Origin of the sequence: Paractinoplanes rhizophilus (assembly GCF_042664765.1) — a bacterium.
GTDB classification, from domain to species: Bacteria; Actinomycetota; Actinomycetes; order Mycobacteriales; family Micromonosporaceae; genus Actinoplanes; species Actinoplanes rhizophilus.
Genome location: NZ_JBHTBJ010000022.1, coordinates 32,305 through 58,028 on the forward strand (window position 1 = coordinate 32,305; position 25,724 = coordinate 58,028).

The 25,724-nt window shown below is 70.8% G+C and carries 24 protein-coding genes; 10 read left to right on the plus strand and 14 right to left on the minus strand.

Going from position 1 to position 25,724, the window contains the following annotated elements; genetic code table 11:
- Nucleotides 1-2: 2 nt before the first annotated feature.
- The 3 genes from ACFQS1_RS25680 to ACFQS1_RS25690 are packed head-to-tail and all read right to left on the minus strand — an operon-like array spanning nucleotide 3 to nucleotide 2,903.
- The gene (locus tag ACFQS1_RS25680) at nucleotides 3-410 is read right to left on the minus strand and encodes a hypothetical protein (protein WP_378972927.1); all 408 of its coding nucleotides are present in this window, start codon (nucleotides 408-410) and stop codon (nucleotides 3-5) included.
- Nucleotides 411-452: 42 nt separating this feature from the next.
- Entirely contained in the window at nucleotides 453-1,217 is a 765-nt protein-coding gene (fabG, locus tag ACFQS1_RS25685) for a 3-oxoacyl-ACP reductase FabG (RefSeq protein ID WP_378972929.1), read from the minus strand.
- Nucleotides 1,218-1,265: 48 nt separating this feature from the next.
- Entirely contained in the window at nucleotides 1,266-2,903 is a 1,638-nt protein-coding gene (locus tag ACFQS1_RS25690; RefSeq protein ID WP_378972932.1) for an alpha-amylase family protein, read from the minus strand.
- 64 nt (nucleotides 2,904-2,967) lie between these two features.
- On the opposite strand from ACFQS1_RS25690, the gene ACFQS1_RS25695 reads away from it, so the two are divergent.
- On the plus strand, nucleotides 2,968-3,651 hold the full coding sequence (locus tag ACFQS1_RS25695; RefSeq protein ID WP_378972934.1) for a DedA family protein: 684 nt from the start codon (nucleotides 2,968-2,970) through the stop codon (nucleotides 3,649-3,651).
- Here the strand turns inward: ACFQS1_RS25695 and ACFQS1_RS25700 are convergent.
- From ACFQS1_RS25700 to ACFQS1_RS25720, 5 genes are all read right to left on the minus strand, one after another.
- Complete coding sequence (locus ACFQS1_RS25700) at nucleotides 3,626-4,819, minus strand: chitinase (RefSeq protein WP_378972937.1); 1,194 nt, start codon at nucleotides 4,817-4,819, stop codon at nucleotides 3,626-3,628. The two genes, ACFQS1_RS25695 and ACFQS1_RS25700, sit on opposite strands and share 26 nt — an antisense overlap.
- A gap of 29 nt (nucleotides 4,820-4,848) precedes the next feature.
- Nucleotides 4,849-6,069 (minus strand): chitinase, encoded by a 1,221-nt coding sequence (locus ACFQS1_RS25705; RefSeq protein ID WP_378972939.1) that lies wholly within the window; start codon nucleotides 6,067-6,069, stop codon nucleotides 4,849-4,851.
- 158 nt (nucleotides 6,070-6,227) lie between these two features.
- Nucleotides 6,228-7,637: a carbohydrate-binding protein gene (locus ACFQS1_RS25710; protein ID WP_378972941.1), complete on the minus strand. Its 1,410-nt coding sequence runs from the start codon at nucleotides 7,635-7,637 to the stop codon at nucleotides 6,228-6,230.
- 94 nt (nucleotides 7,638-7,731) lie between these two features.
- Complete coding sequence (locus ACFQS1_RS25715; RefSeq protein ID WP_378972943.1) at nucleotides 7,732-8,406, minus strand: YidC/Oxa1 family membrane protein insertase; 675 nt, start codon at nucleotides 8,404-8,406, stop codon at nucleotides 7,732-7,734.
- Nucleotides 8,407-8,490: 84 nt separating this feature from the next.
- Nucleotides 8,491-8,766 (minus strand): DUF6412 domain-containing protein, encoded by a 276-nt coding sequence (locus ACFQS1_RS25720; protein WP_378972945.1) that lies wholly within the window; start codon nucleotides 8,764-8,766, stop codon nucleotides 8,491-8,493.
- A 44-nt stretch (nucleotides 8,767-8,810) separates the two neighbouring features.
- Here ACFQS1_RS25720 and ACFQS1_RS25725 point away from each other — a divergent pair, with 44 nt between their 5' ends.
- The 3 genes from ACFQS1_RS25725 (at nucleotide 8,811) to ACFQS1_RS25735 (ending at nucleotide 13,808) form a co-directional block, all read left to right on the plus strand.
- Nucleotides 8,811-9,977, plus strand: coding sequence for a carboxylate-amine ligase (locus tag ACFQS1_RS25725; RefSeq protein ID WP_378972948.1), 1,167 nt, complete (start codon nucleotides 8,811-8,813; stop codon nucleotides 9,975-9,977).
- Between the two features lie 836 nt (nucleotides 9,978-10,813).
- Complete coding sequence (locus ACFQS1_RS25730) at nucleotides 10,814-12,181, plus strand: FAD-dependent oxidoreductase (protein WP_378972950.1); 1,368 nt, start codon at nucleotides 10,814-10,816, stop codon at nucleotides 12,179-12,181.
- 136 nt (nucleotides 12,182-12,317) lie between these two features.
- The gene (locus ACFQS1_RS25735) at nucleotides 12,318-13,808 is read left to right on the plus strand and encodes a polysaccharide deacetylase family protein (RefSeq protein ID WP_378972953.1); all 1,491 of its coding nucleotides are present in this window, start codon (nucleotides 12,318-12,320) and stop codon (nucleotides 13,806-13,808) included.
- Between the two features lie 153 nt (nucleotides 13,809-13,961).
- Here the strand turns inward: ACFQS1_RS25735 and ACFQS1_RS25740 are convergent, their stop codons facing one another.
- On the minus strand, nucleotides 13,962-14,774 hold the full coding sequence (locus tag ACFQS1_RS25740) for an Fpg/Nei family DNA glycosylase (protein WP_378972955.1): 813 nt from the start codon (nucleotides 14,772-14,774) through the stop codon (nucleotides 13,962-13,964).
- A 92-nt stretch (nucleotides 14,775-14,866) separates the two neighbouring features.
- Between ACFQS1_RS25740 and ACFQS1_RS25745 the strand changes: the two genes are divergently transcribed.
- From ACFQS1_RS25745 to rocD, 4 genes are all read left to right on the plus strand, one after another.
- Complete coding sequence (locus ACFQS1_RS25745) at nucleotides 14,867-15,469, plus strand: ATP-dependent Clp protease proteolytic subunit (protein ID WP_378972958.1); 603 nt, start codon at nucleotides 14,867-14,869, stop codon at nucleotides 15,467-15,469.
- A gap of 151 nt (nucleotides 15,470-15,620) precedes the next feature.
- The gene (locus ACFQS1_RS25750; protein ID WP_378972961.1) at nucleotides 15,621-16,256 is read left to right on the plus strand and encodes a hypothetical protein; all 636 of its coding nucleotides are present in this window, start codon (nucleotides 15,621-15,623) and stop codon (nucleotides 16,254-16,256) included.
- Nucleotides 16,257-16,397: 141 nt separating this feature from the next.
- Nucleotides 16,398-17,186, plus strand: coding sequence for a dimethylargininase (gene ddaH, locus ACFQS1_RS25755; RefSeq protein ID WP_378972964.1), 789 nt, complete (start codon nucleotides 16,398-16,400; stop codon nucleotides 17,184-17,186).
- A complete protein-coding gene (gene rocD / locus ACFQS1_RS25760; protein ID WP_378972967.1) occupies nucleotides 17,183-18,394 on the plus strand; it encodes an ornithine--oxo-acid transaminase in 1,212 nt (403 codons plus the stop codon). The genes ddaH and rocD overlap by 4 nt, the downstream gene beginning before the upstream one ends.
- A 1-nt stretch (nucleotide 18,395) precedes the next feature.
- Here the strand turns inward: rocD and ACFQS1_RS25765 are convergent, their stop codons facing one another.
- Nucleotides 18,396-19,550, minus strand: a complete 1,155-nt coding sequence (locus tag ACFQS1_RS25765; RefSeq protein ID WP_378972969.1) for an FHA domain-containing protein — start codon at nucleotides 19,548-19,550, stop codon at nucleotides 18,396-18,398.
- A gap of 114 nt (nucleotides 19,551-19,664) precedes the next feature.
- On the opposite strand from ACFQS1_RS25765, the gene ACFQS1_RS25770 reads away from it, so the two are divergent.
- The gene (locus tag ACFQS1_RS25770; RefSeq protein ID WP_378972972.1) at nucleotides 19,665-20,456 is read left to right on the plus strand and encodes a LolA-like protein; all 792 of its coding nucleotides are present in this window, start codon (nucleotides 19,665-19,667) and stop codon (nucleotides 20,454-20,456) included.
- Here ACFQS1_RS25770 and ACFQS1_RS25775 read toward each other — a convergent pair.
- Nucleotides 20,435-21,517 carry a 1-acyl-sn-glycerol-3-phosphate acyltransferase gene (locus ACFQS1_RS25775; RefSeq protein ID WP_378972975.1) on the minus strand — a complete coding sequence of 361 codons (1,083 nt, stop codon included), beginning with the start codon at nucleotides 21,515-21,517 and terminating at the stop codon, nucleotides 20,435-20,437. The two genes, ACFQS1_RS25770 and ACFQS1_RS25775, sit on opposite strands and share 22 nt — an antisense overlap.
- Nucleotides 21,517-22,365 carry a patatin-like phospholipase family protein gene (locus tag ACFQS1_RS25780; protein ID WP_378972977.1) on the minus strand — a complete coding sequence of 283 codons (849 nt, stop codon included), beginning with the start codon at nucleotides 22,363-22,365 and terminating at the stop codon, nucleotides 21,517-21,519. The genes ACFQS1_RS25775 and ACFQS1_RS25780 overlap by 1 nt, the downstream gene beginning before the upstream one ends.
- Before the next feature lie 55 nt (nucleotides 22,366-22,420).
- Here ACFQS1_RS25780 and ACFQS1_RS25785 point away from each other — a divergent pair, with 55 nt between their 5' ends.
- Nucleotides 22,421-23,737: a serine hydrolase domain-containing protein gene (locus ACFQS1_RS25785; protein WP_378972979.1), complete on the plus strand. Its 1,317-nt coding sequence runs from the start codon at nucleotides 22,421-22,423 to the stop codon at nucleotides 23,735-23,737.
- On the opposite strand, the gene ACFQS1_RS25790 is transcribed toward ACFQS1_RS25785, so the two are convergent.
- Together ACFQS1_RS25790 and ACFQS1_RS25795 are read right to left on the minus strand one after the other, a co-directional pair.
- Nucleotides 23,734-25,146 (minus strand): chitinase, encoded by a 1,413-nt coding sequence (locus ACFQS1_RS25790; RefSeq protein ID WP_378972982.1) that lies wholly within the window; start codon nucleotides 25,144-25,146, stop codon nucleotides 23,734-23,736. The two genes, ACFQS1_RS25785 and ACFQS1_RS25790, sit on opposite strands and share 4 nt — an antisense overlap.
- A 49-nt stretch (nucleotides 25,147-25,195) precedes the next feature.
- Nucleotides 25,196-25,708 carry a hypothetical protein gene (locus ACFQS1_RS25795; RefSeq protein WP_378972984.1) on the minus strand — a complete coding sequence of 171 codons (513 nt, stop codon included), beginning with the start codon at nucleotides 25,706-25,708 and terminating at the stop codon, nucleotides 25,196-25,198.
- Between the last annotated feature and the right edge of the window lie 16 nt (nucleotides 25,709-25,724).

Here is a 25,724-nt window from a genome sequence, read left to right on the forward strand (position 1 = left end):
CGTCAGCCGCCCGACCGCTTGCCGCCCGACGAGCCGTACTTGGAGCCGCTGCCGCCCTTGCCGACCACGCTGGTCTTGACCGTGCCGTTGCCGATCTTGCCGGTGGCCGGCAGGCCGTACGAGGTCCGCGCGGCCCGGTCGTTGTATGCGAACTTGCTGCCGCCGGGCGGGAGCTTGCTGCCCACCGGGTAGCCCCGGCCGTAGCCCGCCGAGTGCCAGATGAAGAAGGGAACCAGGCCCGAGGAATAGTGCCGGTCGTCGTCGCAGTAGTCCTCGTCGACGACCACGCCGTTCGCGTCGGCGCAGTAGAAGCCCTCGTCCTGATAGTCGTTGCCGTTGTCGCAGGCCGCCGCCCCGCCGGCGGCCAGCAACAGGAACGTGCCGGTGAGCGAGACGCTACGGGAGCTCATGCGTCTGTTCATCATCTCTTTGTAGCGCCTCTCGACAACGACTCAGTCGCGAGGGCCCCCGGCCACGTAGATGACCTGGCCCGAGACGAAGCCCGCGCCCTCGCTGACGAGGAAGGATACGGTGTTCGCGACATCTTCGGGGCGTCCCGCGCGCCCGACCGGGATCTGGCTCACCGCGGCTTTCTCGAAATCGGCGAAATCCATCCCGACCCGGGCGGCCGTGGCGGCGGTCATGTCGGTGACGATGAAGCCGGGGGCGACCGCGTTGGCGGTGATGCCGAAGCGGCCCAGCTCGATCGCGAGGGTCTTGGTGAAGCCCTGCAGGCCCGCCTTGGCCGCCGCGTAGTTGGCCTGGCCACGGTTGCCCAGCGCCGAGGTGCTGGAGAGGCAGACGATCCGGCCCCAGCCCGCGTCGACCATGTGCTTCTGCACCGCCCGGCTGAACAGGAACGAGCCGCGCAGGTGGACCGCCATCACGGTCTCCCAGTCGTCGTCGGTCATCTTGAACAGCAGGTTGTCGCGCAGCACGCCGGCGTTGTTGACCAGCACGGTGGGCGAGCCCAGCTCGGCGACGACCCGCTCGACCGCCGCCGCGACCTGGGCCGAGTCGGAGACGTCGGCGCCGACCGCGAGCGCGGTGCCGCCGGCGTCGTGGATCGCGGTGACGGTGCTGGCGCACGCTCCCTCGTCGATGTCGACCACCGCGACGGCCATGCCGTCCGCGGCGAGCTTGCGGGCGGTGGCTTCCCCGATGCCGCGTGCGGCACCGGTGACGATGGCGACGCGGGTGGGAACGGACTGCGACATCGAAGACCTCCGGTTGATCTCAACACCGACGGCCGACTGTAACCCGGCTCACGGCCGACGCCGCAGCCGGATCCACCGATAGCCATGCCCGGCGACCGGCACCTCGGCGAACTTGCCCAGGTCGGGGTACTCCCGGTCGGCGAGCATGTCGTTCGGGAACTCGGCCTCGGCATAGACCGAGCTGAGATCGACGACCGCATCCTTTGTGCACAGGTTGTGCAAAAACAGCATAGTACCGGTGACGTCGTCGGCGCGATGGACGAGCACCCCCTCGGGCGCGGGGACGTCGACGTGGGTGCAGGCGCCGGCCCCGATCTCGGGCGCCTCCCGGAGCGTGCGGATCATGCGCTCGAACCAGGACAGCAGCGACCCGGGATCGTGCCGCTGGAGGGTGACGTTGACCTTCTCGTAGCCGAAGTCACCGTCGGCGATGACCGGGCGCACCGGATCGCCGGTGGTGAAGCCGGCGTTGGGCAGGGCGGACCACTGCATCGGCGTACGGATCGAGTCGCGCCCCTCGAGCGCGAGGTCGTCGCCCATGCCGATCTCCTCGCCGTACCGCAGCACCGGGGTGCCGCGCAGGCTGAACTGCAACGAGTACGCGAGCTCGAGCCACCGCCGGTCGTTGCCGAGCATGGACGCGAGCCGGCGACGGATGCCGCGCCCGTACAGCTGCATCTCGGGCTCGGGACCGAACTTCGCGAACACGTCGGCGCGCTGGTCCGCGGTGAGCCGGGAGAGGTCGACCTCGTCGTGGTTGCGCAGGAAGGTGGCCCACTGACCGCCGTCCGGCAGCGCCGGCGTCTCGCGCAGCGCCTCGATGACCGGCTCGGGGTCGGCGCGCGCCAGGGCCAGCATCAGCCGGGCGTTGAGCATGAAGTCGAAGAGCATGTGGATCCGGCCGTTCGCGCCGCCGCCGTCGCCGAAGAACTCCACGAGCTGGTCGGGTTCGACGTTCGCCTCGGCCAGCAGCACCGCGTCGCCCTTGCGCCACTGCACGAACTGCCGCAGGTCACTGAGGAACTCCATGTCCTTCGGCGAGTTCGGGTTGCCCGGCTCGGTCTCCTCGATGATGAACGGCACCGCGTCCATCCGGAACCCGGAGACGCCCAGCTGCAGCCAGAACGCGCAGATCTTCTTGATCTCCGCGCGTACCTCGGGGTTCTTGATGTTCAAATCCGGCTGGAACTTGTAGAACCGGTGGTAGAACCAGGCCTTCGCGGTGCGATCGTAGGTCCAGGTCTCGCGCTGTTCGCCCGGGAAAACCATGCCCTGGCGACGGTCGTCCGGCTCGGTCTCGCTCCAGACATACCAGTTCCGGTACGGCGAATCCGGCGACGACCGCGCGGACTGGAACCACGGATGCTTGTCCGAGGTGTGGTTCACCACCAGGTCGATGATCACCTTGATGCCGAGGTTGCCCGCCTGGTGCAGCAACTCGGCGAAGTCGCCCAGGGTCCCGAAGCGGGGGTCGACGTTGTAGAAGTCGGACACGTCGTACCCGTCGTCCCGGTCGGGCGAGGGATGGATCGGGTTCAGCCACAGGCAGGTGACCCCGAGCCGGGCCAGGTAGTCCAGCCGGCCGATGAGGCCGCGGATGTCACCGACCCCGTCGCCGTTGCTGTCGGCGAAGGTGTCGATGTCGAGGCAGTAGACGACGGCTTTCTTGTACCAGCGGTCACTCATGTCTCAGCTAATTGCCACCTTCGGCGGCGCGTGAAACCGACCGGCCGCCGGGTAAGAGTCGATGATGGGCGAGTTGCAGGGTCTGGCCGGGTGGGTGGCGTCCGTCATCGAGGCGCTGGGCGAGCTGGGCGTGGGTCTGCTCGTCGCGCTGGAAAACCTGGTGCCGCCGATCCCCAGCGAGATCGTGCTCTCGCTGGCCGGCTATCTGGCCGCCGAGGGCCGGGTCAACGTGGTGCTCGTGCTGGTCGCGGCGACCGCCGGCTCGGTCGGTGGCGCGCTGGCCCTCTACTGGCTCGGGTACGCGCTGGGCGAGGAGCGGCTGCGGCGCTGGCTCGACCGGATCCCGCTGGTCGACGCGAGCGACCTGGACAAGGCCGACCGGTGGTTCGAGAAGCACGAGAAGAGCGCCGTGCTGTTCGGGCGCTGTGCTCCGGTCGTACGATCGCTGATCTCGATCCCGGCCGGCGCCAATCGCATGCCGCTCGGCCAGTTCGTGGTCTTCACCGCGCTCGGCAGCGGCGTCTGGAACGCGTTGTTCGTGGTCGGCGGATACCTGCTCGGCGAGCGCTGGCAGGACCTGGAGAAGTACAGCCAATGGTTCGACTACGCGGTCGGCGCGTTCTTCGTGGCGACCGTCGCGTGGTGGATCGTCAAGAAGACGCGCGGCCGCCGGGGCGACCGCGCGTCTCCTGTTGGGGAAGAAGGCTCTAGCAGCCCGGCCCCTAGAAGCCGGCAGAGATCTTCGTGAACGCCCAGTCGGCCTGCGCGATGCCGGAGCAGTTCGAGACCACGCCGCCGCCGGCGCAGCCGCGGTCCCGGTTGACCGCCCAGAAGGTGAAGCGCGACAGGCCCTTGCTCTTGGCGTAGTCGCGGATCCGGGTCCAGGTGTCGGTCGAGGTCAGCTCCTGCTGGTCGGAGAGGCCGTTCATGCCGGAGATGCCCATGTGCGAGTACGCCTGCGCGTCGGTGTACCCGAACGTCGTCTTCAGCAGGTTCTTCAGCGCCTCGGACGCGTTGACCGTGTTGCCGTACATGTCGTTGCCGCCGCCGAAGTCGAACGGCATCTGGGTGAAGATGTCGATGTTCGCGCCCAGCGCCTTGGCCTGCTGCACCAGCCGGGTGCCGTAGTAGGTCGGTCCGCTGGTCGAGGTGCCGAAGGTCAGGATCGTCTTCACCGACGGGTTGTTCTGCTTGATGATCTTCAGCGCGCCGAGGACCCGGTCCTGCACGGCGGTGTTCTCGAACTCGTCGGTGTTCTCGATGTCGATGTCGATCGCCTTCAGGCCGAAGGCGTCGATGATTTTCTGGTACGCCCCGGCGAGCGCGGCCGTGGTCGAGCAGTTCGGGCCGAGCTTGTTGCCGCTGTAGCCGCCGACCGACGGGACGACGTCGCCACCGGCCGCCTTGATCTGCTGGATGTAGCTGGCGTGCACGCCGCCGGTCAGGCCACCCTCGCCGTCCCACGCCGGGTTGCAGCCGTTGCTGGCGAGCACGAACGCCATCGTGAACGCCCGGATGCCGGTGGCGTTCATGACCGTCGAGGGCGCCGGCGGGTTGCCCCAGCCCGGGTAGACGTACGGCGAGGACGCCATCTTGGTGCCGGAGGTCGGCGGGTTCGTGGTCGGGCCGGTGGTCGGCGGCGTGGTCGGGGTGGTGCCGCCGCCGCAGGCGCCGTTGTCGGCCCACACGTCCCACTGGCCGGAGTGGGTGGCCGGCGACTCGTTCTGGGTCCACCACTTCGCGGTGTAGTTGTGGCCGTTCTGCGAGGCCTGGTTGCCGTTGACGTAGATCGCGCTCGACGACCAGGCCGGGGCACAGGCCACGGCCGCGTTCGAGCTGGTCATGGGGATGATCGCGGTGGCCAGGCCGGCGGCCGCGACGGCGCCGAGCACGAGCAGCTTCCTGCGGAGCTTCACGGGGGACTCCTTGCTTGCGGGGGTGGGGATCAGGGGAGGGTGGCGAGGTGCGGCTTGACGGTGTTGCCGAAGGAGTTGCCGTTGGTGACGTCCCAGTTGATCGACCAGGTCATCGCGCCGCGGATGCCCGGGTACGTCGCCGGCGGCCGGAACGAGCCGCAGTTGGTGCCGCGGGCCAGGCAGTCGAGCGCGGCGTTGACGTTCGCCGGCGCCTGGTAGCCGCCGCCGGCCGCGCTTCCGCTGGCCGGCAGGCCGAGCGCGACCTGGTCGGGGCGCAGGCCGTTCTGGGTCTGGATGCACGCCAGCGCGGTCAGGAAGTTCACTGTGCCCTGCGAGTACGCCTGCATCTGGTCGCAGCCGAGCATCGAGCCGGAGTTGTAGTACTGGGTGTGCACCACGGTGAGGATGTCCTTGATGGACAGGGCCAGCGCGAAGTACGACGATCCGGTGCTCTGCATGTCGATGGTCTGCGGCGCCATCGTGATGATCAGGTTGGCGCCCGCCTTGGTGCGCAGGCTGCGCAGGGCCTGGGCCATGTAGGTGGCGTTGAGGCCGTTCTCGAGGTCGATGTCGACGCCGTCGAAGCCGTACGTCGTCATCAGCGCGTAGACGGTGTTGGCGAAGTTGGTGGCCGCGGTGCTGCTGGCGACGCTGACCGTGCCCCTCTCGCCGCCGACCGAGATGACCACCTTCTTGCCGCGCGAGTGCAGGGTGGCGATGTCGGCCCGGAACTGGGCGTCGGTGTAGCCGCCGACCTGGGCCGCGAGGCCGGAGTCGAGGGTGAAGCTGACCGCGCCGGGGGTGCTCGTCGCGTCGGCGAAGGCGACCGCGATCAGGTCGTAGTTGCTCGGAACACTTGCGAGCTTCAGGGCCGCCGCGCCGTTGTAGAAGTTCTGCCAGTAGCCGGTCAGGAAGTGCTTGGGCAGCGTCCCGTTGGACGGCGGCACCGTCGTGGGCGGAGTAGTGGTCGGCTGCGTCGTGGGCGGCGTCGTGCCTCCACAGGCGCCGTTGTCGGCCCAGACGTCCCACTGACCGGAGTGGGTGGCGGGCGATTCGTTCTGGGTCCACCACTTCGCGGTGTAGTTGTGGCCGTTCTGCGAGGCCTGGTTTCCACCGACGTAGACCGCGCTCGACGACCACGCCGGGGCACAGGCCGCCGCCGCGCTCGCGTTCCCGCCGAAGTACACCGCCGCGCCGCCGGCGACGAGCGCCGTCACGGTCGCCAGGATCACCGATCTGGAGCGCTTCATACGCCGTCCCTCCATGCGTCTCGGAGTTGAGATGCATCAATCTTTAGGACTGTTAACAGTGAAGTCCAGAGGGCGGCAACTTAAACATCCTTAAATCTTTCGGATAGCGCGATGCCCCGAAGACCCTGGTCAGGGCTTCGGGGCATCGATAAAACTTATTACCGGCGGAACTGGATCCAGTTGACGTTGACGAAGTCGGCCGGCTGGCCGCTCGAGAACGTCAGGTACACCGTGTGGGTGCCGGACACGTTCGACACGTTGCCCGGGATCGATGTCCAGTTCTGCCAGCCGCCGGTGTTCGCCAGCGCGAAGCTGCCGATCGGCGCGTTGTTCCGGCTGTCGATGCGCACCTGGACCAGGCCGCTCACGCCGCCTCCGGCCCCGGACGCCACCCGCGCCACGAAGTCACGCACGCCGCCGGAACCGAAGTTGACGTTGTTGAACTGCAGCCAGTCGCCGTTGGCGATCCAGCCGACGTCCTGGCCACCCTCGGAGCACGTCTCGGTCTGGGTGCCGGACTGCGCGTTGGCCGACTCGGCCTCGATCCGCGAGTACGCGTCCCGCGTGCCACCGGTGGGCGGGGTGGTAGGCGAGGTGGTCGGCGACGTCGTCGGCGGGGTCGTGGTGCCGCCGCCCGAGGACTGGTAGACCGCGACGTAGTCGACCAGCATCGGCACGCCGGACTGGGTGGCCGAGGTGGGGCCGCCGCCGAACGCGGCCGGGAAACCGCCGCCGATCGCCACGTTGAGGATCACGAACATCCCGTGGTGGGTGGCGTTGTTCCAGGTGGTCGCGTCGACCACGTTGGAGGTCAGGGTGAAGTAGTTGTTGCCGTCCAGATACCACCGCAGCTGCTCGGGTGAGGTGCTGCGGTCGTACTCGATCGCGTACGTGTGGAAGCCGGTCTGGCACCCGGAGCAGGCCCGCTCGCCGCTGCCGAGGCCGGTCGTCTCGTTGCACGGGCCGCCCGGGTTGGAGCCACAGTGCAGCGCCGCGAAGACCGAGGACCGGCCGTTGATGTCCTCCATGATGTCCCACTCGCCGATGCTCGGCCAGTTCGTCGCGCCGACCGGGCGGGCGGCCGCGCCGAGCGCCCAGAACGCCGGCCAGTAGCCGGCCGCCGCCGCGCCGCTGACGTTGGGCTGCTGCAGGCGCGCCTCGATGCGCACCTTGCCGCCGGCCGGGGCCGCGAAGTCGGTGCGCTGGGTCTCGACCCGGCCCGAGGTCCAGTTGCCGGCGCCGTCCCGGATCGGCTTGATCACCAGGTTGCCGTTGCCGTCCTGGTAGACGTTGCTGGTCGAGTCGGTCATGTACTCGATCTCGCCGGTGCCCCAGTTCGAGGCGCCGCCGGCATAGCCGTGACCGATGTCGTAGAGCCAGTTGCCACGGTTGAGCCCGGTGCCGGCCGCGCCGGTGAAGTCGTCGCTGAACACGGTCGTCATCCCGGCCGGCGCCGAGGGGACGGCCGCGTTCGCGTCCATCGTGAAGACCGCGGTGGCCGCGACCGCAATGGCCGCGGTCGATACCGCGAGGAGGGTTCGTAGCCGTCTTCTCGTGCGAGATGCCATCGGAGGAACGCCTTTCCGGAGGGGGGTGAGGAGGCGTGAGAGCGCTCTCACGCCTCATTTCAAGCCCGTTACGGAGGCGTGTCAATATTGGCGGTCAACGATTGCCCGTTGTTACCGCCCGGCGCAGCAAAGCCTGCTCCAGCGCCGTCCAGCCGGTCGAGGTGACGAGATAGAGGCCGCCCGCCAGCGGCATCCACGCCACCGCCAGGATCGACAGATACGGCATGTAGCGCAGGAAGCCGAGCGACGGCGTCCCCGGGGCGGCCGGCTGCGGAGCGATCCGCATCCGGCGCGACGACCACCAGGCCAGGGCCCCGGCCAGCACCAGCAGCACGGCGAACACCGGCAGCCCGGCGGCGAGATGGGCGGTCAGCGGGACGCCCACCAGCGCGCCCTCCGGCGTCCGCAGCGCGACGTGGTACATCAGGATGAAGAACGGCGCCTGGGCCAACCCCGGCAGCAGGGCCGCGAACGGGCTGATCCCATGGGCGCGCTGCAGCTCCAGCGTCTTGGTGGCCAGCGCCATCCGATCCGTGCCGTGTTTCTCGCGCAGTTGGGCGATCTCCGGCGCGAGGGCGGCCTGGCGGTGCTGGGCCCGGACCTGCTGATACGTGAGCGGGCTGATCAACAGCCGGACGAGCATCGTGAAGACGACGATGGCCAGCGCCACCGCGGCGGTTCCGGCGAACGGGACGAACAGGCCGGCAAGCGATTCGATGGCGGAATGGGCGGCGTCGACGACGGCGCCGGGAATCTCGAAAATGGACACGGCGAAGCACCCCTTGCGATCCATGGGAAAAGGACGCGAGGCGGCGGTTTTACGGCGCGAGGATCAAAGAAGGATCGCCGAGCGTCAAACCGCCGCGGGGGCGGACGACGGCGCTCGCGACCGTGGCCGGCCGGCCGCATCGGGGTCGGCCAGGCGGGGGCGGGTGGCGACGCGGGCCCGGCGGGCGAACGCGCGCACCGCGGGCGCGGCGAGCAGGGTGGGCAGCGGCAGAGCGGCGGCCGCGGCGATCAGAAGGACGGCCGCGGCCACCAGGGCCAAGCCGAGCACGAGCTGCCCCGGCGCGCCGGCCCGGGTCGGGTCGAGCAGGGCGGCGAGCGCCCAGAAGCCCTCAAGCAGCATGGGGTCAACGTTAGCGCCGATCGGCAACCGGGTAATCCGGGCGCATGGACACGGCTGCCAGCGAGACCACGATCACCGCCGAGATGGCCGAGGAGGCCGAGGCGCAGGATCTGCTCACGCTCGGGATCGAGGAGGAGTACATCCTGGTCGACGCGGTCGAGCCGCGTGGCGTGGAGGCGGTCGACGAGGTCGTCGGCCAGGTGCCCGAGGAGATGCGCGGCTCGGTGCAGCACGAGTACCTGCGCAGCCAGATCGAGGTGGCCAGCCCGCCGCAGCTCGATCTCGCCGGGCTCTACCAGGCGATGGGCCGGCTGCGCCGGGAGCTGGCCGGCGCGGCCGAGCGGGCCGGGGCGCGGCTGCTGGCCGTCGGCACCGCGCCGGGCGCCGGGCCGGTGGCGCGGATCGTCGACGACCCGCGCTACCGCCGCATGCGGGAGCACTACGGCGACCTCTCCCCGGGCTCGGGGATGTGCGGCACCCACGTACACGTCAGCATCCCGGATGCCGAAACCGGCGTCGCCGTGCTGAACCACCTGCGGCCCTGGCTTCCGGTCTTCCAGGCCGCCACGGCGAACTCGCCGATGTTCGGCGGCCGCGACACCGGATACGCGAGCTGGCGCTCGATGATGTGGGAGCGCTGGCCCACCGTCGGACCGACGCCCTATCTGAAGTCGGTCGACGACTACCACACGCTGGTCGCCGACCTCGAGCAGACCGGGGCCATGCTCGACGAGGGAATGCTCTACTGGTACGCCCGGCTCTCGGCGAACTACCCGACCGTCGAGATCCGGATGGGCGACGTCATGCCCACCCTCGACGACGCGATGCTGCTGGCCGCCCTGGCCCGGGCGCTGGTCGCGACCCTGCTGCGCGACGTTCGCGACGGCGTCCCCGCGCCCCGGGTCCCGCACCCGCTGCTGATGGCCGCGCACTGGCGAGCGGCGCACGACGGCCTGGAGGGCGTGGCGGTCGACCTGGCCACCCGCGAGCCGCGGCCCGCGTGGCGGCTGATGCGGCAGCTCTTCGATCGCGTACGCCCGGAGCTGGAACGCCACGGCGACCTGGAGACGACCACCGTCCTGATGGGACGCCTGCGCGCACACGGCACCGGCGCCGCCCGCCAGCGCGCCATCCTCGCCCAGCGCGGCTCGGTCGCCGACGTCGTCGACTGGCTCGCCAAGGCCACCCGCGGCGACGTGCCGCGCGACTAAGAGACCATTCGGAGTCGGGGTCCGACGCGCCCGCCCGGCCCTCTGTGGACAGCGACGAATTCTTGTCGTACCCACCTGCTCTACTCGGCCCCACCCAAGTGCGGGGGCGGGGGATGGACTGTGGGCGCCACGACTCGTGATCAAAAATGGGGGTTGCGGTGATCGCCGGCGAGGGCTGGGGCTTCCACGGCCCGGAGGCGTGGGTGGGCGGCGCTGGGTACGGCCGGTCGCCAGACCCGCTCCAGGGATCCCACCATCTGGCGGCTGGGTCCAGTCAGCAGGACTCGTTCCCGCATAGTGGCCGGGTGTCGCGGAACATGGGACGACCCGCCCATCACACGGGACGGCCGCCGGGAATACCGGTTATGTCCGACGATAGTTGATCACGGATGGCCAAGGTTGAAGAGTTCCCGTCGGGCCGCAACCGCAGCTCATCAAGATCAGCGCGCCGCGGCACCCGGGACGAGCCGACACCGGAGAACGCAGCCACCACCGGCACGGCGGCGTGCGACCCGGCCGGCACCCCGTCCAACGCCGCGGCGAGCCGCCCGCAACCGCCCGCACCCACGGCGACCACACACGACCCCGGCAACGCCCCGGCAACCCGCGACACCCACGCCGACCACGCACGACCCAAGCAACCGGCGACCACGCGCGACCCCGGCAACCGGCGACCCAGGCAACCGGCGACCACCCGCGACCCAGGCAACCGGCAACCACGCGCGACCCAAGCAACCGGCGACCCAGGCAACCGGCGACCACGCGCGACCCCGGGCCACGACAACGGAAGTGGCGAGAAATCAGACCTCCGCCTCCAAGGGTCTTAGGGTGGGCTGGTGAAGCTGGTGGTGATCGGCGGGGACGCGGCCGGCATGTCGGCGGCGTCGCAGGCTCGCAAGCGGCTCGGAGCGGATCGGCTCGAGATCGTGGCGTTCGAGCGTGGGCACTTCACGTCGTATTCGGCGTGCGGCATCCCGTACTGGATAGGTGGTTTTGTCAAGGAGCGCGAAGCGCTCGTCGCCCGCACGCCGGAGCAGCATCGCCGGGCCGGGATCGACGTGCGGCTGCGGCACGAGGTAGTGGGCATCGACCTCGACCGGCGCGAGGTGGTCGCGCACGATCTGACCGGCGGCGGCGAGGTGCGCGAGAGCTTCGACCATCTCGTGTACGCGACGGGAGCGTCCCCCGTCACGCCGGAATGGGCCCGGATCCCGGCGGCCGGCATCTTCGGCGTGCAGACCCTCGACGACGGCGCGGCGATCCACGACTGGCTCGCCCGCGAGCAGCCCAAGAAGGCCGTGGTGATCGGCGGTGGCTACATCGGGGTGGAGATGGCCGAGGCGATGGTCAAGCGCGGCCTCGACGTGACCCTGCTGGAGAAGTCGCCGGAGCCGATGGCCAAGACGGTCGACCCCGACGTGGGCGCGCTGGTGCGCAAGGCGATCGGCGAGGAGGGCATCGAGGTCGTCACCAACGCGCACGTGTCCGGCATCGAGACGAGCGGCGGCAAGGTCCGGGAAGTGGTCACCCCGGGCGGCGCGCTGGCGGCCGACATCGTGGTCATGGGTTTGGGCGTACGGCCGAACAGTGCGCTCGCCGCAGAGGCGGGGATCCCGGTCGGCGTGACCGGTGGCGTGCGCACCGATCGGCGGATGCGCGCCGAGGGGATCGAGGGGGTGTGGGCGGCGGGCGACTGCGTCGAGACCCGGCACCTGCTGACCGGCGATCCCGTGCACATCCCGCTCGGCACGCACGCCAACAAGCAGGGCCGGGTGGCGGGCATCAACATCGGCGGCGGCTACGCGACGTTCCCCGGGGTGATCGGCACCGCGGTCACGAAGGTCTGCAACCTCGAAGTGGCCCGCACCGGCCTCACCGAAAAGGAAGCGCGCCGGGCCGGCTTCGCCTTCGTCACCGCCACCGTCGAGTCGACCAGCCGGGCCGGCTACTACCCGGGCGCCGAGCTGATGACGATCAAGCTGATCGCCGAGAAGCGCACCGGGACGCTGCTCGGGGCGCAGATCGTGGGCCGCACCGAGGCGGCGAAGCGGATCGACGCGCTGGCCGTGGCGGTGTGGAACCGGATGACGGTCGAGGAGATGACGGCGCTCGATCTCAGCTACGCCCCGCCGTTCGCCCCGGTGTGGGATCCGGTGCTGATCGCGTCCCGCAAGGCGACCGACGCTGTCCACAATGCTATGTGATGGGAACGGTTCGGAGGATCCGGCCGAATTTGTGAATCGGTAGTCACGGAGCGCCAGCAGCCGTTACTACTCATCGTAACGGTGGAATCACCGGATCGATCTCGCGCCGGGCCATGTCGCACGGTAGAGATGCACCATGTCGCCGCGACCCCTCCGTTACCCGAGCCCGGCGTCCGGCGACGTCACCGAGGCCGGCGGGCGGCATCGCCGGCCTGAGTCGCTGGCTTCCGCACCCTCGTCCGCGTCCTTCCGGGTGAGCACGCTCCTCGAGGACGACACCTGGGTTCCGGGGCCGCGGTCGGCGCGTCATCAGCGCTCGGCATCTTCTTCTCTTTCTTCCGCCCGCTCTGCTTCTTCCGTTTCTTCGGCCCGCTCTGCTTCTTCGGCCCGGCATTCCGCTTCGTCGGCGCGCACCACCACCCGGTCGGCCGCCCGGCGGGCCGCCGCGCATCGTGCCGCCCCGGTCCGGCCCCCGGTCACCGGCAGCCACCGCGCGCCCGGCACCCTGCCGATCGAGTCCTGGCTGCTGATGGGCAAGAAGCGGCAGCAGGTGATGCTGGCCTCGCTGGTCGCGGTCGGCCTGCTGCTGGTCGCGTTCCCCGGTGCCCGCGGCGGCGGGGACAGCATCGACGCGGTCAACGCCGCGGCCGCGGCCCGCGCCGCCGGCAACCACGCGGCACAGAAGTCCAAGGGCAACGGCTCCGGCGACAAGCGCGACCCGGGCACCGAGCCGGCGAAGGTGATCCCGGCGGACTCCGCCCCGGCTGGCGACGGGCACACCCCCGAGGCGACCGCAACCATCCGGCCGGGCGCCAAGAAGACCGGGCCGGGCCACTCGCTGCGCACCACCGGCTCGAACGTCGTCGCGCTGACCTTCGACGACGGGCCCGACCCCGCGCAGACGCCGCGGATCCTCGCGCTGCTCGCTCAGTACGACGTGAAGGCGACCTTCTGCCTGGTCGGCCAGCAGGCCGAGAAGCACCCCGACATGGTGCGACAGATCGTGGCCGCCGGGCACACGCTCTGCAACCACACCTGGAACCACAGCCTCACCATCGGTAAGGACAAGCCCGAGCAGATCCAGGCCGACCTCGCGCGCACCAACGCCGCGATCCGGGCGGCCGTGCCGGACGCGACGATCCCGTTCTTCCGGGCGCCCGGCGGCAACTTCACCGACCGGCTGGTCGGCCTGGCCGCGGACGACGGGATGACCTCGCTCTACTGGCAGGTCGACCCGGCCGACTGGAACCACAAGGCCGGCGAGACCGACGCCGCGCACACCGCCCGGGTGGTCGCCGAGATCAAGAAGCACGTCCGGCCCGGCTCGATCGTGCTGTCCCACGACTTCAACCAGCCCGACACGATCGCCGCCTACCAGGAGTTGCTGCCCTGGCTGAAGGCCAACTTCACCCTCGGCATCCCCGGCGACCCGGACCCGGCCCCGGCCGCGACCACCCCGCCGACCGCCTCCCCGGCCCCCACCGAGACCCCGGCGCCCCCCGACCCGTCGACCCCCGCCGCACCGGCCGACCCGGGTGCGGGCGCAGCCGCGGGCCCGAAGGCAGCCGAGCACCCGGCCGCCGGCAAGGGCGCGGGCACCGGCAAGGGCGCGCAGGCGGCCGACTGACGGATCGCGGGCGCCTTGGAACGCGCGCGGGCGCCTTCGAACGCGCGAGCGCGTCGGCGAGGGCGCGCAGGCGGTCAAGGATGATGAGTCCCTGCTTGCATCGCACCGGAAGCCTTCAAGGTCGCCTCGCCGCATGCTCGGGCGGCGTGCGCGTCAGGTGCTTGGCTGGCATTTCGGGCACCAGTACAGGTTGCGGCCGGCGAGCGGGCCCCGGGCCACCGCCGTGCCGCACACCAGGCACGGCTGACCGGGGCGGCGGTAGACGTACACCTCGCCGCCGTGCCGGTCGACCCGCGGCGCCCGCTGCATCGCCTCGGGCGTGTGCTGGGTGTGCACCGTGTCGATGCGCCCGCGGGCCACGCCCTCCTTCATCAGCGCCCGCAGGTCGGTCCAGAGCTCGTCCCACTGCTCGGCGCCGATCAGCCGGCCCGGCGTGGTCGGCGCGAGCCCGGCCCGGAACAGCACCTCGTTCGCGTAGATCAGCCCGCACCCGGCCACGATCGCCTGGTCCAGCAGCAGCGCGAAGACCGGCTTGGTGCTGGCGCGCAGCTTCCGGCCGGCCGGGGACGGGTCGGCGTCGTCGCGCAGCGGGTCGGCGCCCAGCCGGTCGCGCAGCGCCTGGGCCTGCGCCGGGTCGAGCACCTCGCACGCGGTCGGCCCGCGCAGGTCGAGCCAGTGCGCGCCGCCGGTCACCCGCATGCGCACCTGCCCGACCGGCTCGGGCACGGGCGGCTCGCCGTCGCTGAACTTTCCGTAGAGTCCCAGGTGGACATGGACGCTCAGCTCGCCGTCGTAATGGTGCAGCAGATGCTTCCCGTACGCCTCGGTGTCGCGCAGCGTGCGCCCGTCGACCAGCTTGGCCCCGGCCGCGAAGCGTCCCTGCGGGCTGCCGACGGCCAGCCGCCGCCCGGCGAAGAGCTCCCGGTGCCGCGCGGCGAGTCGATGAATGGTGTGTCCCTCTGGCACGGGGAGCAACGGTATCCGCCCCCGGCGTGGCCCGGTTATGCCTACAGGAGAATCGCTGGGTGTCCGGCCTGTGCTGAGGAAAGCTGGTGAGCATGAGTGTTGACGAGTTGACGATGCGCGGGGGCGGCGCATCCTTCGACGACCAGGTCTTCGAGCGGCTTCTGCGGGAGCGCATCATCTTCCTGGGCAGCGAGGTGAACGATGAGGTCACCAACCGCATCTGCGCCCAGATGCTGCTGCTCGCCTCGAACGACAGCGAGAAGGACATCGCGCTGTACATCAACTCGCCGGGCGGCTCGATCAGCGCCGGCATGGCGGTGTACGACACAATGCAGTACATCAAGAACGACGTGGCCACGATCGCGATGGGCATGGCCGCCTCGATGGGCCAGTTCCTGCTCTGCGCGGGCACGCCCGGCAAGCGGTACGCGCTGCCGCACGCGCGGATCATGATGCACCAGCTGTCCGGCGGCATCGGCGGCACCGCGGCCGACATCGCCATCCAGGCCGAGAGCATGCTGCACATCAAGAACGTGATGAACGAGCGGATCGCCTTCCACACCGGGCACACCGCGGAGGAGATCGAGCGGGACGCCGACCGCGACCGCTGGTTCACCGCGCGCGAGGCCAAGGACTACGGCATCGTCGACCACGTGATCAGCAAGGCCAGCGACGTGGTGTCGCTGCCGGCCTGACATCGCTCGAAGGGCGCGCGACCCGCGGGGTCCGCGCCCTTCGCCGTGCCCGGGGGCGCAATCCGGGCCGGCCGCGGGCACGTTGGTGTGCGCGGAGGCAGTTCGGGGTACAGGACGGTGATCCCCCGAAATCCTCAAGGAGGTGCTGGACGTGAGAATCCCGACGTTCTCCCGCCAGACCGAGCCCGAGCCCCCGGATGCGGAGCGCCCGACGCCGTCGGGCACCGCCACCACGACCGACACCCGCACCACGCCGGTCCAGCCGCGTCGCGACGAGCGGCGCGACGTGCGGCACGACGCTCGTGATCAGCGGCCCGACGACGAGCCGAAGACGGCCGAGCTGCCGCCCGCGCCGGCGCGCGCCGACCGTACGACGCCGCCTCCCCCACCGTCGACCGTCTCCCGGCCGGTCTTCCCCAAGGACGACGCGGACACCGAGCAGACCCCGGTGGTGGCCGGGCCGAAGCCGCGCGCGAGCCTGCTCGCCACGCTCGGCCTGATCCTCGGCGTGGCCTCGGTGCTGCTGGTCCTGTCCGGGCCGCTGCTCGGCTGGGGCATCGGCGTGGCCGGCGTGGCACTGGTCCTGTCGCTGGGCGGCATCCGCGCCACCTCGAAGCGGCACGTCGCCGGCAAGACCGACGCGCTGATCGGCATGGTGCTGGCCCTCGGCGCGATCGTGCTGGGCGTGCTGGCGCTGACCGGCTCGCTCACCTGGCTGGGCACCGACACCAACAACGTCCCGGCGCTGCGGGACTGGCTGGACACGAACACCGTCAACCGTTTCTGATCCGCGTTGATCAAGGGGTGGCCCGGTTCGGGCCGCCCCTTAACGTTTCGCCGCCCGGCGGCTTGAGCACGCAAGAATCGAACGCGGCACGCACGGTTGAGCCCTGGGTTGCCACCGCAGGTGCGACCTAGCGTTGCAGTCATGCGCCGATACCTCATGTGCCGCCCCACCCACTTCGCGGTCACGTACCGGATCAACCCGTGGATGGATCCCACGGCGCCCTACGACAACGCGCTCGCCGTCGCGCAGTGGGAAGCGCTCCGGCAGACATATCTCGACCTCGGCCACACCGTCGAGCTGATCGATCCCCTGCCCGGCCTGCCCGACATGGTCTTCGCCGCCAACGGCGCCACCGTGGTCGACGGCCGGGTGCTGGCCGTGCAGTTCCGCGACGCCGAGCGGGCCGACGAGGCCCCGGCGTACGCCGCCTGGTTCCGCGAGCGCGGCTTCGCGGTGACCGAGCCGAAGCACACCAACGAGGGCGAGGGCGACATCCTGCTGGCCGGCGACATCCTGCTGGCCGGCACCGGCTTCCGCACCTCGCACGCCTCGCACGCGGAGACCCAGGAGGTTCTGCAGCGGCCGGTGATCTCGCTGCAGCTGGTCGACCCGGCCTATTACCACCTCGACACGGCGCTGTGCGTGCTCGACGACACCAACGTCGCGTACTACCCGCCGGCCTTCTCCCCCGGCTCGCAGGCCGTCCTGCGCCAGCTGTACCCGCACGCGATCGTCGCGAACGCGGAGGACGCCGCGGTGCTGGGCCTCAACGCGGTCAGCGACGGCCGTACCGTGGTGCTGCCGGTGCAGGCCACCCACCTGGCCGACGAGCTGCGCTCGGCCGGCTACCAGACCGTCACGGTCGACGTCTCCGAGCTCCGCAAGGCCGGCGGCGGACCGAAGTGCTGCACGCTGGAGGTGCGCTCATGACAAGCGTGGACATGCGTACGCCGGAAGCGCTGGCCGACGCCGAGCGCTGGACGGCACACAACTACCACCCGCTGCCCGTGGTCATCGCCGAGGCCGAGGGCGCCTGGGTCACCGACGTCGACGGCCGCCGCTACCTGGACTTCCTGGCCGGCTACTCGGCGCTGAACTTCGGGCACCGGCACCCGGGCCTGATCGCGGCCGCGCACGCCCAGCTCGACCGGGTCACCCTGACCAGCCGGGCCTTCGTGCACGACCAGTTCGCCGAGTTCTGCCACTCGCTGGCCGCGCTGTGCGGCAAAGACCTGGTGCTGCCGATGAACACCGGCGCCGAGGCGGTCGAGACGGCGATCAAGGTGGCCCGCAAGTGGGGCTACCGGGTGAAGGGCGTCGAGGCCGAGCGGGCCGAGATCGTCGTGGCGGCGGACAACTTCCACGGCCGCACGACGACGATCGTCAGCTTCTCCACCGATCCCGACGCGCGGGACGACTTCGGCCCGTACACCCCGGGGTTTGTGATCGTCCCCTACGGCGACCTGGCCGCGCTCGCCGACGCGATCACGCCGAACACGGTGGCCGTGCTGATGGAGCCGATCCAGGGCGAGGCGGGCGTGCTGGTGCCGCCGGCCGGTTACTTCGCCGGGGTGCGGGCGCTCTGCGACGACCACAACGTGCTGTTCGTCGCCGACGAGATCCAGTCGGGGCTGGGCCGGACCGGCCAGACGTTCGCCATCGCGCATGAAAACGTCATTCCCGACATGTACGTGCTGGGCAAGGCGCTCGGCGGCGGCATCGTCCCGGTCTCGGCCGTGGCCGCCAACCGCGACGTGCTCGGGGTGCTCAAGCCCGGCGAGCACGGCTCGACGTTCGGCGGCAACCCGCTCGCGTGCGCGGTCGGCGTCGAGGTGGTCCGCCTGCTCGAGACCGGCGAGTTCCAGCGCCGCTCGGCCGAGCTGGGCGAGCGCCTGCACGCCGGGCTGCGCGCGCTGATCGGCAAGGGCGTGGTCGCGGTGCGCGGCCGCGGCCTCTGGGCCGGCATCGACATCGACCCGGCGCTGATGACCGGCCGCGAGGCCTGCGAGCGCTTGGCCGAGCGCGGCGTCCTCGCGAAGGACACCCACGGCTCGACCATCCGCCTGGCCCCGCCGCTGGTGGTCACGGCCGACGAGCTGGACCACGCGGTGGCCCAGCTGGCCGCGATCCTGACCTGACCTACCTCTCGAACTTCCGGAGGGCCATCGTCGGCGCCTCGCCCATCACCGACTGGGGTTGGACGACGCCGCCGGTGGCCCACAGCTTCGACCGGCCCACGTTCACCCCGGCGTAGAGCTCGACCACGTCGTTCGCGGCAAGCGGGCGGGACTCGTTGCGGTTCAGCGTGAGCCGGTCGTCGTCGTCCGGCGAGCCGCCCGGGCGGATGCCAGTGCCGTTCGTGCTCACGTCCTGGGCCAGCAGCGTGCCGTCGGTGCGCAGGGTGAACTGCACGTGGCCGCGGCTGATCCACTTCCGGGCGTCCTCGGTGAGCCACTGGCCCAGCATGACGCCCTTGCCGCCCTCGGGGGCGCGGCCCACCACCACCGGCGCCTCGGTGGAGACCACGAAACGCTGCCGGACCACCCCGTCGATGCGTACCGAAAGCACCTCGACCGCCGGGCGAGGACCGGCGTCCTTGAGCTTCGTGCCGTGCCGCGGGCAGGCCGGCGCCCCGGCGCGGACCGCCGGCGGCGGCTGCGCCACCGGGCTGGTGAACGTGCGCATGTCGGCGAACGGGCTGTCCGCGTCCGCCCCGGTGCCGAAGCTCGTGCAGTTCGACTCGGGGCAGCTCCACACCCGCGTCAGCAGCCGCTCACCCATCGGCGAGCGCTCGGGCTGCCGGGCCGGATCGCCGCGGCCCACCCGGGAGACCAGCACCGGCGTGCCGCCCTCGCCGGCGATCGCGGCGAGCAGCCGGCCCGGCTCGTCGATCCACTGCCGCCGGCCGCGGAACTGCTCGCCCCGGGTGCGGGTGAGCACCGGCAGGCCCAGCAGCTCGGCCACCTCGAAGACGCGGTCGTCGAGCACCGGCACCACCTCGACCTTGCCGTCGTCGGCCCAGCGGCGGATCACCATCCGCTCGTTGGAGGTCAGGTCGGTGTCGGAGAGCAGGCCGCGCGGCGAGATCACGTACACCGGCACGTTCTCCTCGGCCAGATAGCGGCTGAGCGCGTCGACGACCAGGCCGAGGCGCACCGAGCTGGCCGGCCGGCCACCGTCGAGGTCGGCGTAGCGCACGATCTCGGACAGGTCGACCACGGCGCGGACCAGCGCCGGGTCGGTGGACAGCCGCGCCTCGATGGCGTCGAGGACCTTGCTGACCTCGAATCTCACGAGTCCTCCAGGTGTTTGCCTCCCGCTATGATGCCGCGTCGGCCGGAACCGTTTGCCCACCGGGGCCGTCGGGAATTGATGTCTGTCACCTGGAAAAGGACAGGAAGGACGGACATGCGGACACCACGGCTAGCCGGGCTGGGTCTCGCGACGATGGCCACGGTTGCCTTCGCGATGGCCGGCTGCGGAGATAACACCCCCACCACAACCCCCACGACCTCTCCGAGCGCCCCGGCCGGATCGCCCGCCGCGACGAGCTCCGCCGACCCCGCGGCGGTCTCGAAGCTCTCGGCGGCGGTCGACCAGCTCGACAGCACCAGCTTCACGCTCACGGCGACGTCGGGGTCCGGCTTCCGGACGACCGCCGAGATCGATGCGCCCGGCGGCAAGGCCACCGCGCAGCTCACGGCGAGCGGCCCGAACGCCGAGCTCAACGTCAAGACGCTGCTCATCGGCGACGATCTGTACGCCCAGGTGCCCGGGATCACCAAGGCCGGCACCTGGACCCACGTGGACGGCTCGCGGCTGCCCGAGGGCGCCAACATCGGCCTGCGTCCCGGCCAGATCGACCCGGTGAACACGGCCAACCTGCTCAAGGCCACCACCGACGTGAAGGCGACCAGCGACACCACCTACACCGGTTCGGTGGACCTGTCGAAGGCGGCCGGGGTCGCCGGGCTGGGCCAGATCACCGTCGCGGCATCCGGCGCGCCGGTGCAGAACGTGCCGTTCACGGCCACCCTCGACGCGCAGGGGCGGCTCTCCACCCTGACCGTCGACCTGCCCCAGGCCGAACCGCTGCAGGTGAAATACGAGAACTACGGCCGGCCGGTGAACGTCGCCGCCCCGGCCGCCAACGAGATCACCGAGGCTCCGGACAGCTTCTACAGCTCGCTCGGCTCCTGAGGCGGACGAGCTTGCCGCCGGCGGGCGGTCCAGTCCGTGCTCAGCGGGCGGGCCGCCGGCCGGTGCTCCTCGATCCACGAGTCGATCCGGGCCCACCAGTCGTAGAGCCAGACCACCCGCTCCTGTTCGCCGGCCGGCACCTCCTCCGGCGGCACGCTCCAGAACCGCATGATGAGCTGCTTGTCCATCGGCAACTGGCGCCACACGTCGGCGATCGTCAGCATCCGGTCGAGCCCGGTGTGCGCCACGAAGATCACCCCGGCGTCGGGCGCCGCGTCGATCGCCGCCGAGAGGCCGCCCGGCTTCGGCGGCAGCAGGTTGCGCAGGTTCTCGGCGCGGTCGGCCATGTCGGCCAGGCCGCGGGAGCGCAGCCGGGCGATCGCCCTGACCCGGCGGCGGGGGGTGAAGTTGCCGCCTTCGGGAAAGATCACGAAGGCATCGTTGTCGTCCAGGCCGTCGGCCAGCTCGCCGACCTCCTGCTCGAGGTTCTTCGCCGGCGACCGGCCCGGCGAGATGAACCGGCTGGGCAGGCGGTTGAGCAGCACGTCGATCGCCGGATCCCACTGCAGGGTCGCCTTCAGCACGATCCGCGGCTCGCGGTCGAACCAGTTGACCAGCCCGTGGATCAGGATGAACGAGTCGCCCGGACCGGCGTGCCGGCTGACCACGATCTCGGGGCGGCCGGGGATCGCGGTGTCGGGGTCGGTGCCGACCACGTCCACGGTCAGGTGCAGCGACCAGCGGGCCAGCCAGAACAGGACGCCCAGGAACCGGCCGGTCAGCACGTAATGCGCCCGCTGGAAGGCCGGCGAGCGGATCTTCCACCCGAAGCCGGAGACGACCCAGAGGACGGCCAGCGACACCAGGGCGGCGGCGTCCCAGACCACGTACACGATCGCCAGGAAGACCAGGCGTGGCACCCGCAGATGACCGGGGACCAGCGGGGACGCCGCCAAGGCCAGGAGCAGCCAGACCGGGAGGGTGGTGAGCAGGACGATCGCGAGCAGCACGACCGCCGGCCCGAAGAGCAGGCGGCGGACCCAGACCGGGGGCGGCGACATCAGCGCCCGCCCGGCAGCGGATGCACGTTCGCGTGCAGATATCGGCGGGACGCGGTGTACGCGCGGCTGATCCGCCGCCCCACGGCGGCCATGTCCCGGTACGCCCACGGGCTGTCGTCGCGACCCTCGCCGCCGCCGCTGGGGAGGACGTGCACCCGGACATCGTCGGGCAACGATGCGAGCTCGCGCGCGAACCGGTGGCGGCGGGCGATCTCGAACGCCACCTGAGCCACCTCCCACGGCCGCCGGGGCACGCTGAGCGGGCGCTCGACCCGCCCCACCTGGAGCACGAAGATCAATTTGGCACCGACCCGGACGGCCTCGCCGATCGGGATCGAATTGACGATGCCACCGTCCACATAATGCTCTCCCCCGATCTCCATCGGCGGCAGCAGGCCCGGCACCGCCGAGGAGGCGACCACCGCGTCGACCAGCGGACCGCTGTCGAACCAGTGCTCGGCGGCGCGCTCGATGCTGGCCGCGCAACAGCGGAACGGGACCTTCAAATCGGCGAAGGTGGTGTGCTCGCCCAGCTCGCCCTCGAGCAGGCGGCGCAGCGGGCGCGGGGAGTGCAAGTGGGTACGCGCGGCGAAGCGGCGCATCTGGCGGCCGATCGAGTCGCCGTAGACGGCGGCGGCCTCCGGCGACGTCCAGAGGCGCACCAGGCGGTCGGTGACGGCCTCGCTGGGGTCGGCGGCGACCAGGGCGCCGTTCACCGCGCCGATCGAGGTGCCGACCACGAGATCGGGGCGGAAGCCGGCTCGGAACAGCGCGCGGAGCATGCCCACCTCGACGGCTCCGAGGACGCCGCCGCCGCCCAGCACGAACGCCACCGGATTGTTGACCATGCAGTCATCCTGGCACGCGACGACAGAAGCACTCCGGCATGTCATGATCGGCGCCGTGACTCTTCCGCGCCGCGCCGTGCTGGGCACCGGCATCGCCGCCACCGCCGCCCTGCTCACCGGGTGCGGGCGGTCGTCCGCGTCGCCGGCGACATGGGCCGAGCCGGTGGCCACCGCCACGCCGTTGCCCGACCGCTCGGGTGTCGCGCGCGCCGCGCAGTCATCGCAAGCGCCGGTCGCGGCCGCCTCCGCCGCCCCGGACAAGGTCACCGCGATCCTGACCAAATACCTCAAACCCACAAAAGACAACCCCAAACATCCCGGGTACGCCGGAGCCGTCGCCCTCGTGTCGCAGGACGGCCGGACCCAGCTCACCACCGCCGTCGGGCACGCGCTGCGGTACGGGGCGGGCCCGGTCGACCTGCCCGCGTCGAAGCGGGTCGCCATGCGGACCAACGCGATCTTCGACCTGGCCTCGCTCACCAAGGTCTACACCGCGGTCCTCACGTTGCAGCTGGTCGATCAGGGCAAGGTCGCCCTGGACGCGCCGGTTCAGCGCTACCTGCCCGAGTTCACCGGCGCCGGCCAGGAAAAGATCACCATCGCCATGCTGCTGGCGCACACCAGCGCGCTGCCGGTGGGCGCCAAGGTGACCGGGATGCCCGGCAACACCGCCCGCTGGCGGTCGGTGCTGAGCACGCCGCTGGTGAAGGGCGGCGTGCCGGGCACGACGTTCCGCTACTCCAGCGTCGGGCTCATGGTGCTGGGGCGACTCGTCGAGAAGCTCACCGGCAAGTCGCTGGACAAGGCCCTGCGGGACCACGTCACCACGCCGCTCGGGCTCAAGGACACCGGGTTCCAGCCGCTGAAGTGGGTTTCGGACAAGCGGCGGCTGGTGGCCACGGACGCCCGGACGTCGCGCGGGCTGCTGCGCGGGACCGTGCACGACGACGTCTGCAACATCCTCGGCGGCGTCGCCGGGCACGCCGGGGTGTTCAGCACGGCGCAGGACGTGGCGGTGATCGGGCAGATGCTGCTCGACGGCGGCACCTACCGCGGCAAGCGCATCCTGTCGTCGGCCACGGTCAAGAAGATGCTGACCAACGTCAACAATGGCAAGCCGGCCATCGACGCCGAGCGGCCGGGCCGGTCGGCCGATCATGGCCTGGGCGTCGAGATGAACCAGCCGTGGTTCATGGGCAAGCTGGCCTCGGCCACGGCCTTCGGCCACACCGGCTTCACGGGTACGTCGTTGCTGGTGGTCCCCGCGCGCCGCCAGGTGATCGTGCTGCTGACCAACCGGGCACATCCGAACTGGTCCTGGTCCGATCCGGATGTGCACCGGGTGGCCGTGCACAACGCGATCGCCGGTTAGGGCAGCGACTTCACGTACTTGCCGTTCTGGTTCTGGAACTCCCAGCCGTAGAACTTGTCCCAGTTGATGCTCCACGTCATCAGGCCCCGGAAGTTGGGGTTGGCGCCGCTGCGCGGCGAGTAGCCGCCACAGTTGGCGCCGTTGACAAGGCACCCGACCGCCTGCTGGACGGCGGCGGGGGCGACGTAACCGTTGCCGGCATTGACCGAGCTGGGAGCGCCGAACGCGACCTGGTCCTCGCGCAGGGCGGGGAAGACGTTCGCGGTGTTGCCGGCGACCGGGAAGCCGGCCATCAGCATGTCGGTCATGGCGATGTGGAAATCGGCGCCGCCCATCGAGTGGTACTGGTTGTCCAGGCCCATGATCGAGCCGGAGTTGTAGTCCTGGACGTGCAGGATGGTCAGGAAGTCCCGGACGGCGTAAATGACCGGCAGGTACGAGCCGGCGCGCGGGTCCTGCCCGCCCCACGGGCCCGAGCCGTAGAACTGGTAGCCCAGCTGGACGAAGAACGTCTCGGGGGCCATGGTCAGCACGAAGCCGGCGCCGTAGCGGGCCTTCAGCGTCTTGAGCGCGCTGATCAGGTTGACGATCACCGGCGTGCTGGGGTTCTTGAAGTCGGTGTCGCCGGTGTTCAGCGACAGCGAGTGGCCCTCGAAGTCGATGTCGACGCCGTCCAGGCCGTACTTGTCGATGATGGCGCTCACCGAGCTGACGAACTTGTCCCGGGCGCCGGTGGTGGTGAGCTGCACCTGGCCGTTGGCGCCGCCGATCGACAGCAGCACCTTCTTGCCGGCGGTCCGTTTGGCCTTGATCGCGGCGATGAAGGCGGCTTCGCTCTCGACGCCCGGGCACTCGGTGGCCGGGCACAGCGTGAACCGGATGTCGCCGGAGGTCGCGCTCGTCGGCTCGCCGAAGGCCAGATTGATGATGTCCCAGTCGTTCGGCACGTCGGCCATGCGCAGAAAGCCCGAGCCGTTGGCGAAGCTGGCGTGCAGGTAGCCGATCAGCGCGTGCCTGGGGATGCCGGTGGCCGGCGGCTGCGACGTGGGTGGCGTGGTCGGCGGTGTCGTGGGTGCGGTGGTCGGCGGCGTGGTGGGGGTCGTCGTCGGCGGCGTCGTCGGGGGTCTGGTGGTGGGCGCGGTCGTCGGCGGCGTGGTGCCGCCGCAGACGCCGTTGTCGGCCCAGACGTCCCACTGGCCGGAGTGGGTGGCCGGGGATTCGTTCTGGGTCCACCACTTGGCGGTGTAGTTGTGGCCGTTCTGCGAAGCGGAGTTGCCACCGACGTAGACGGCGGTGGCGCTCCACGCGGGGGCGCAGGCGGTCGCGGCACTGGCGGAGGAGGCGAGGTAGACCATGCCTCCGGCGGCAGCGAGGGATGCGACCACGCTGAAGATGATCGATCGGCGCATGGAATATTTTTAAGACTGTTAACTGTAAAAGTAAATAGAAAGGGCTTAATCAGCTGTCGTTCGTCCACTCGGTGCGGTCGAGGTAGCCGTCGCCGCTGTCGTCGTACATGCGCTTCTCGAAGAGGCCGTCGTGGTCCTTGTCGTAATCGGCGAAGTCGACCCGGTTGTCGAGGTCGGTGTCGTGGCCGATGAAGTCGGCGCGGCCGTCGCCGTTGAGGTCGACCAGGATCTCGGCGCCGCCGTGCCCGTCGCCGCGATAGGTCGCCTTGTCGAGGTGGCCGTCGCCGTCGGCGTCCACCCGGTTGTGATAGCCCTTGGGCGGGGCCGCCGCGTGCAGACGCTCGCCGGTCTCGCGGACCGCCTCGCCCAGGCTCGGCGGCGCCTCGCCCAGACCGGACACCGCCGACACGGGCGGCAAACCGTCCAGATCGGGCCGATCGCCCATGCCCACGTGCGGCTCGCCGGGCGCATCGGCGCCAGCGGCCAGCCCCCGCATCGTCATCCCCGCCGCGGTGCCGAATTCCGACCACACACCGAGGTCATCGCCGTCCTGTTGGGTCATGCCTAGACGATAAGTC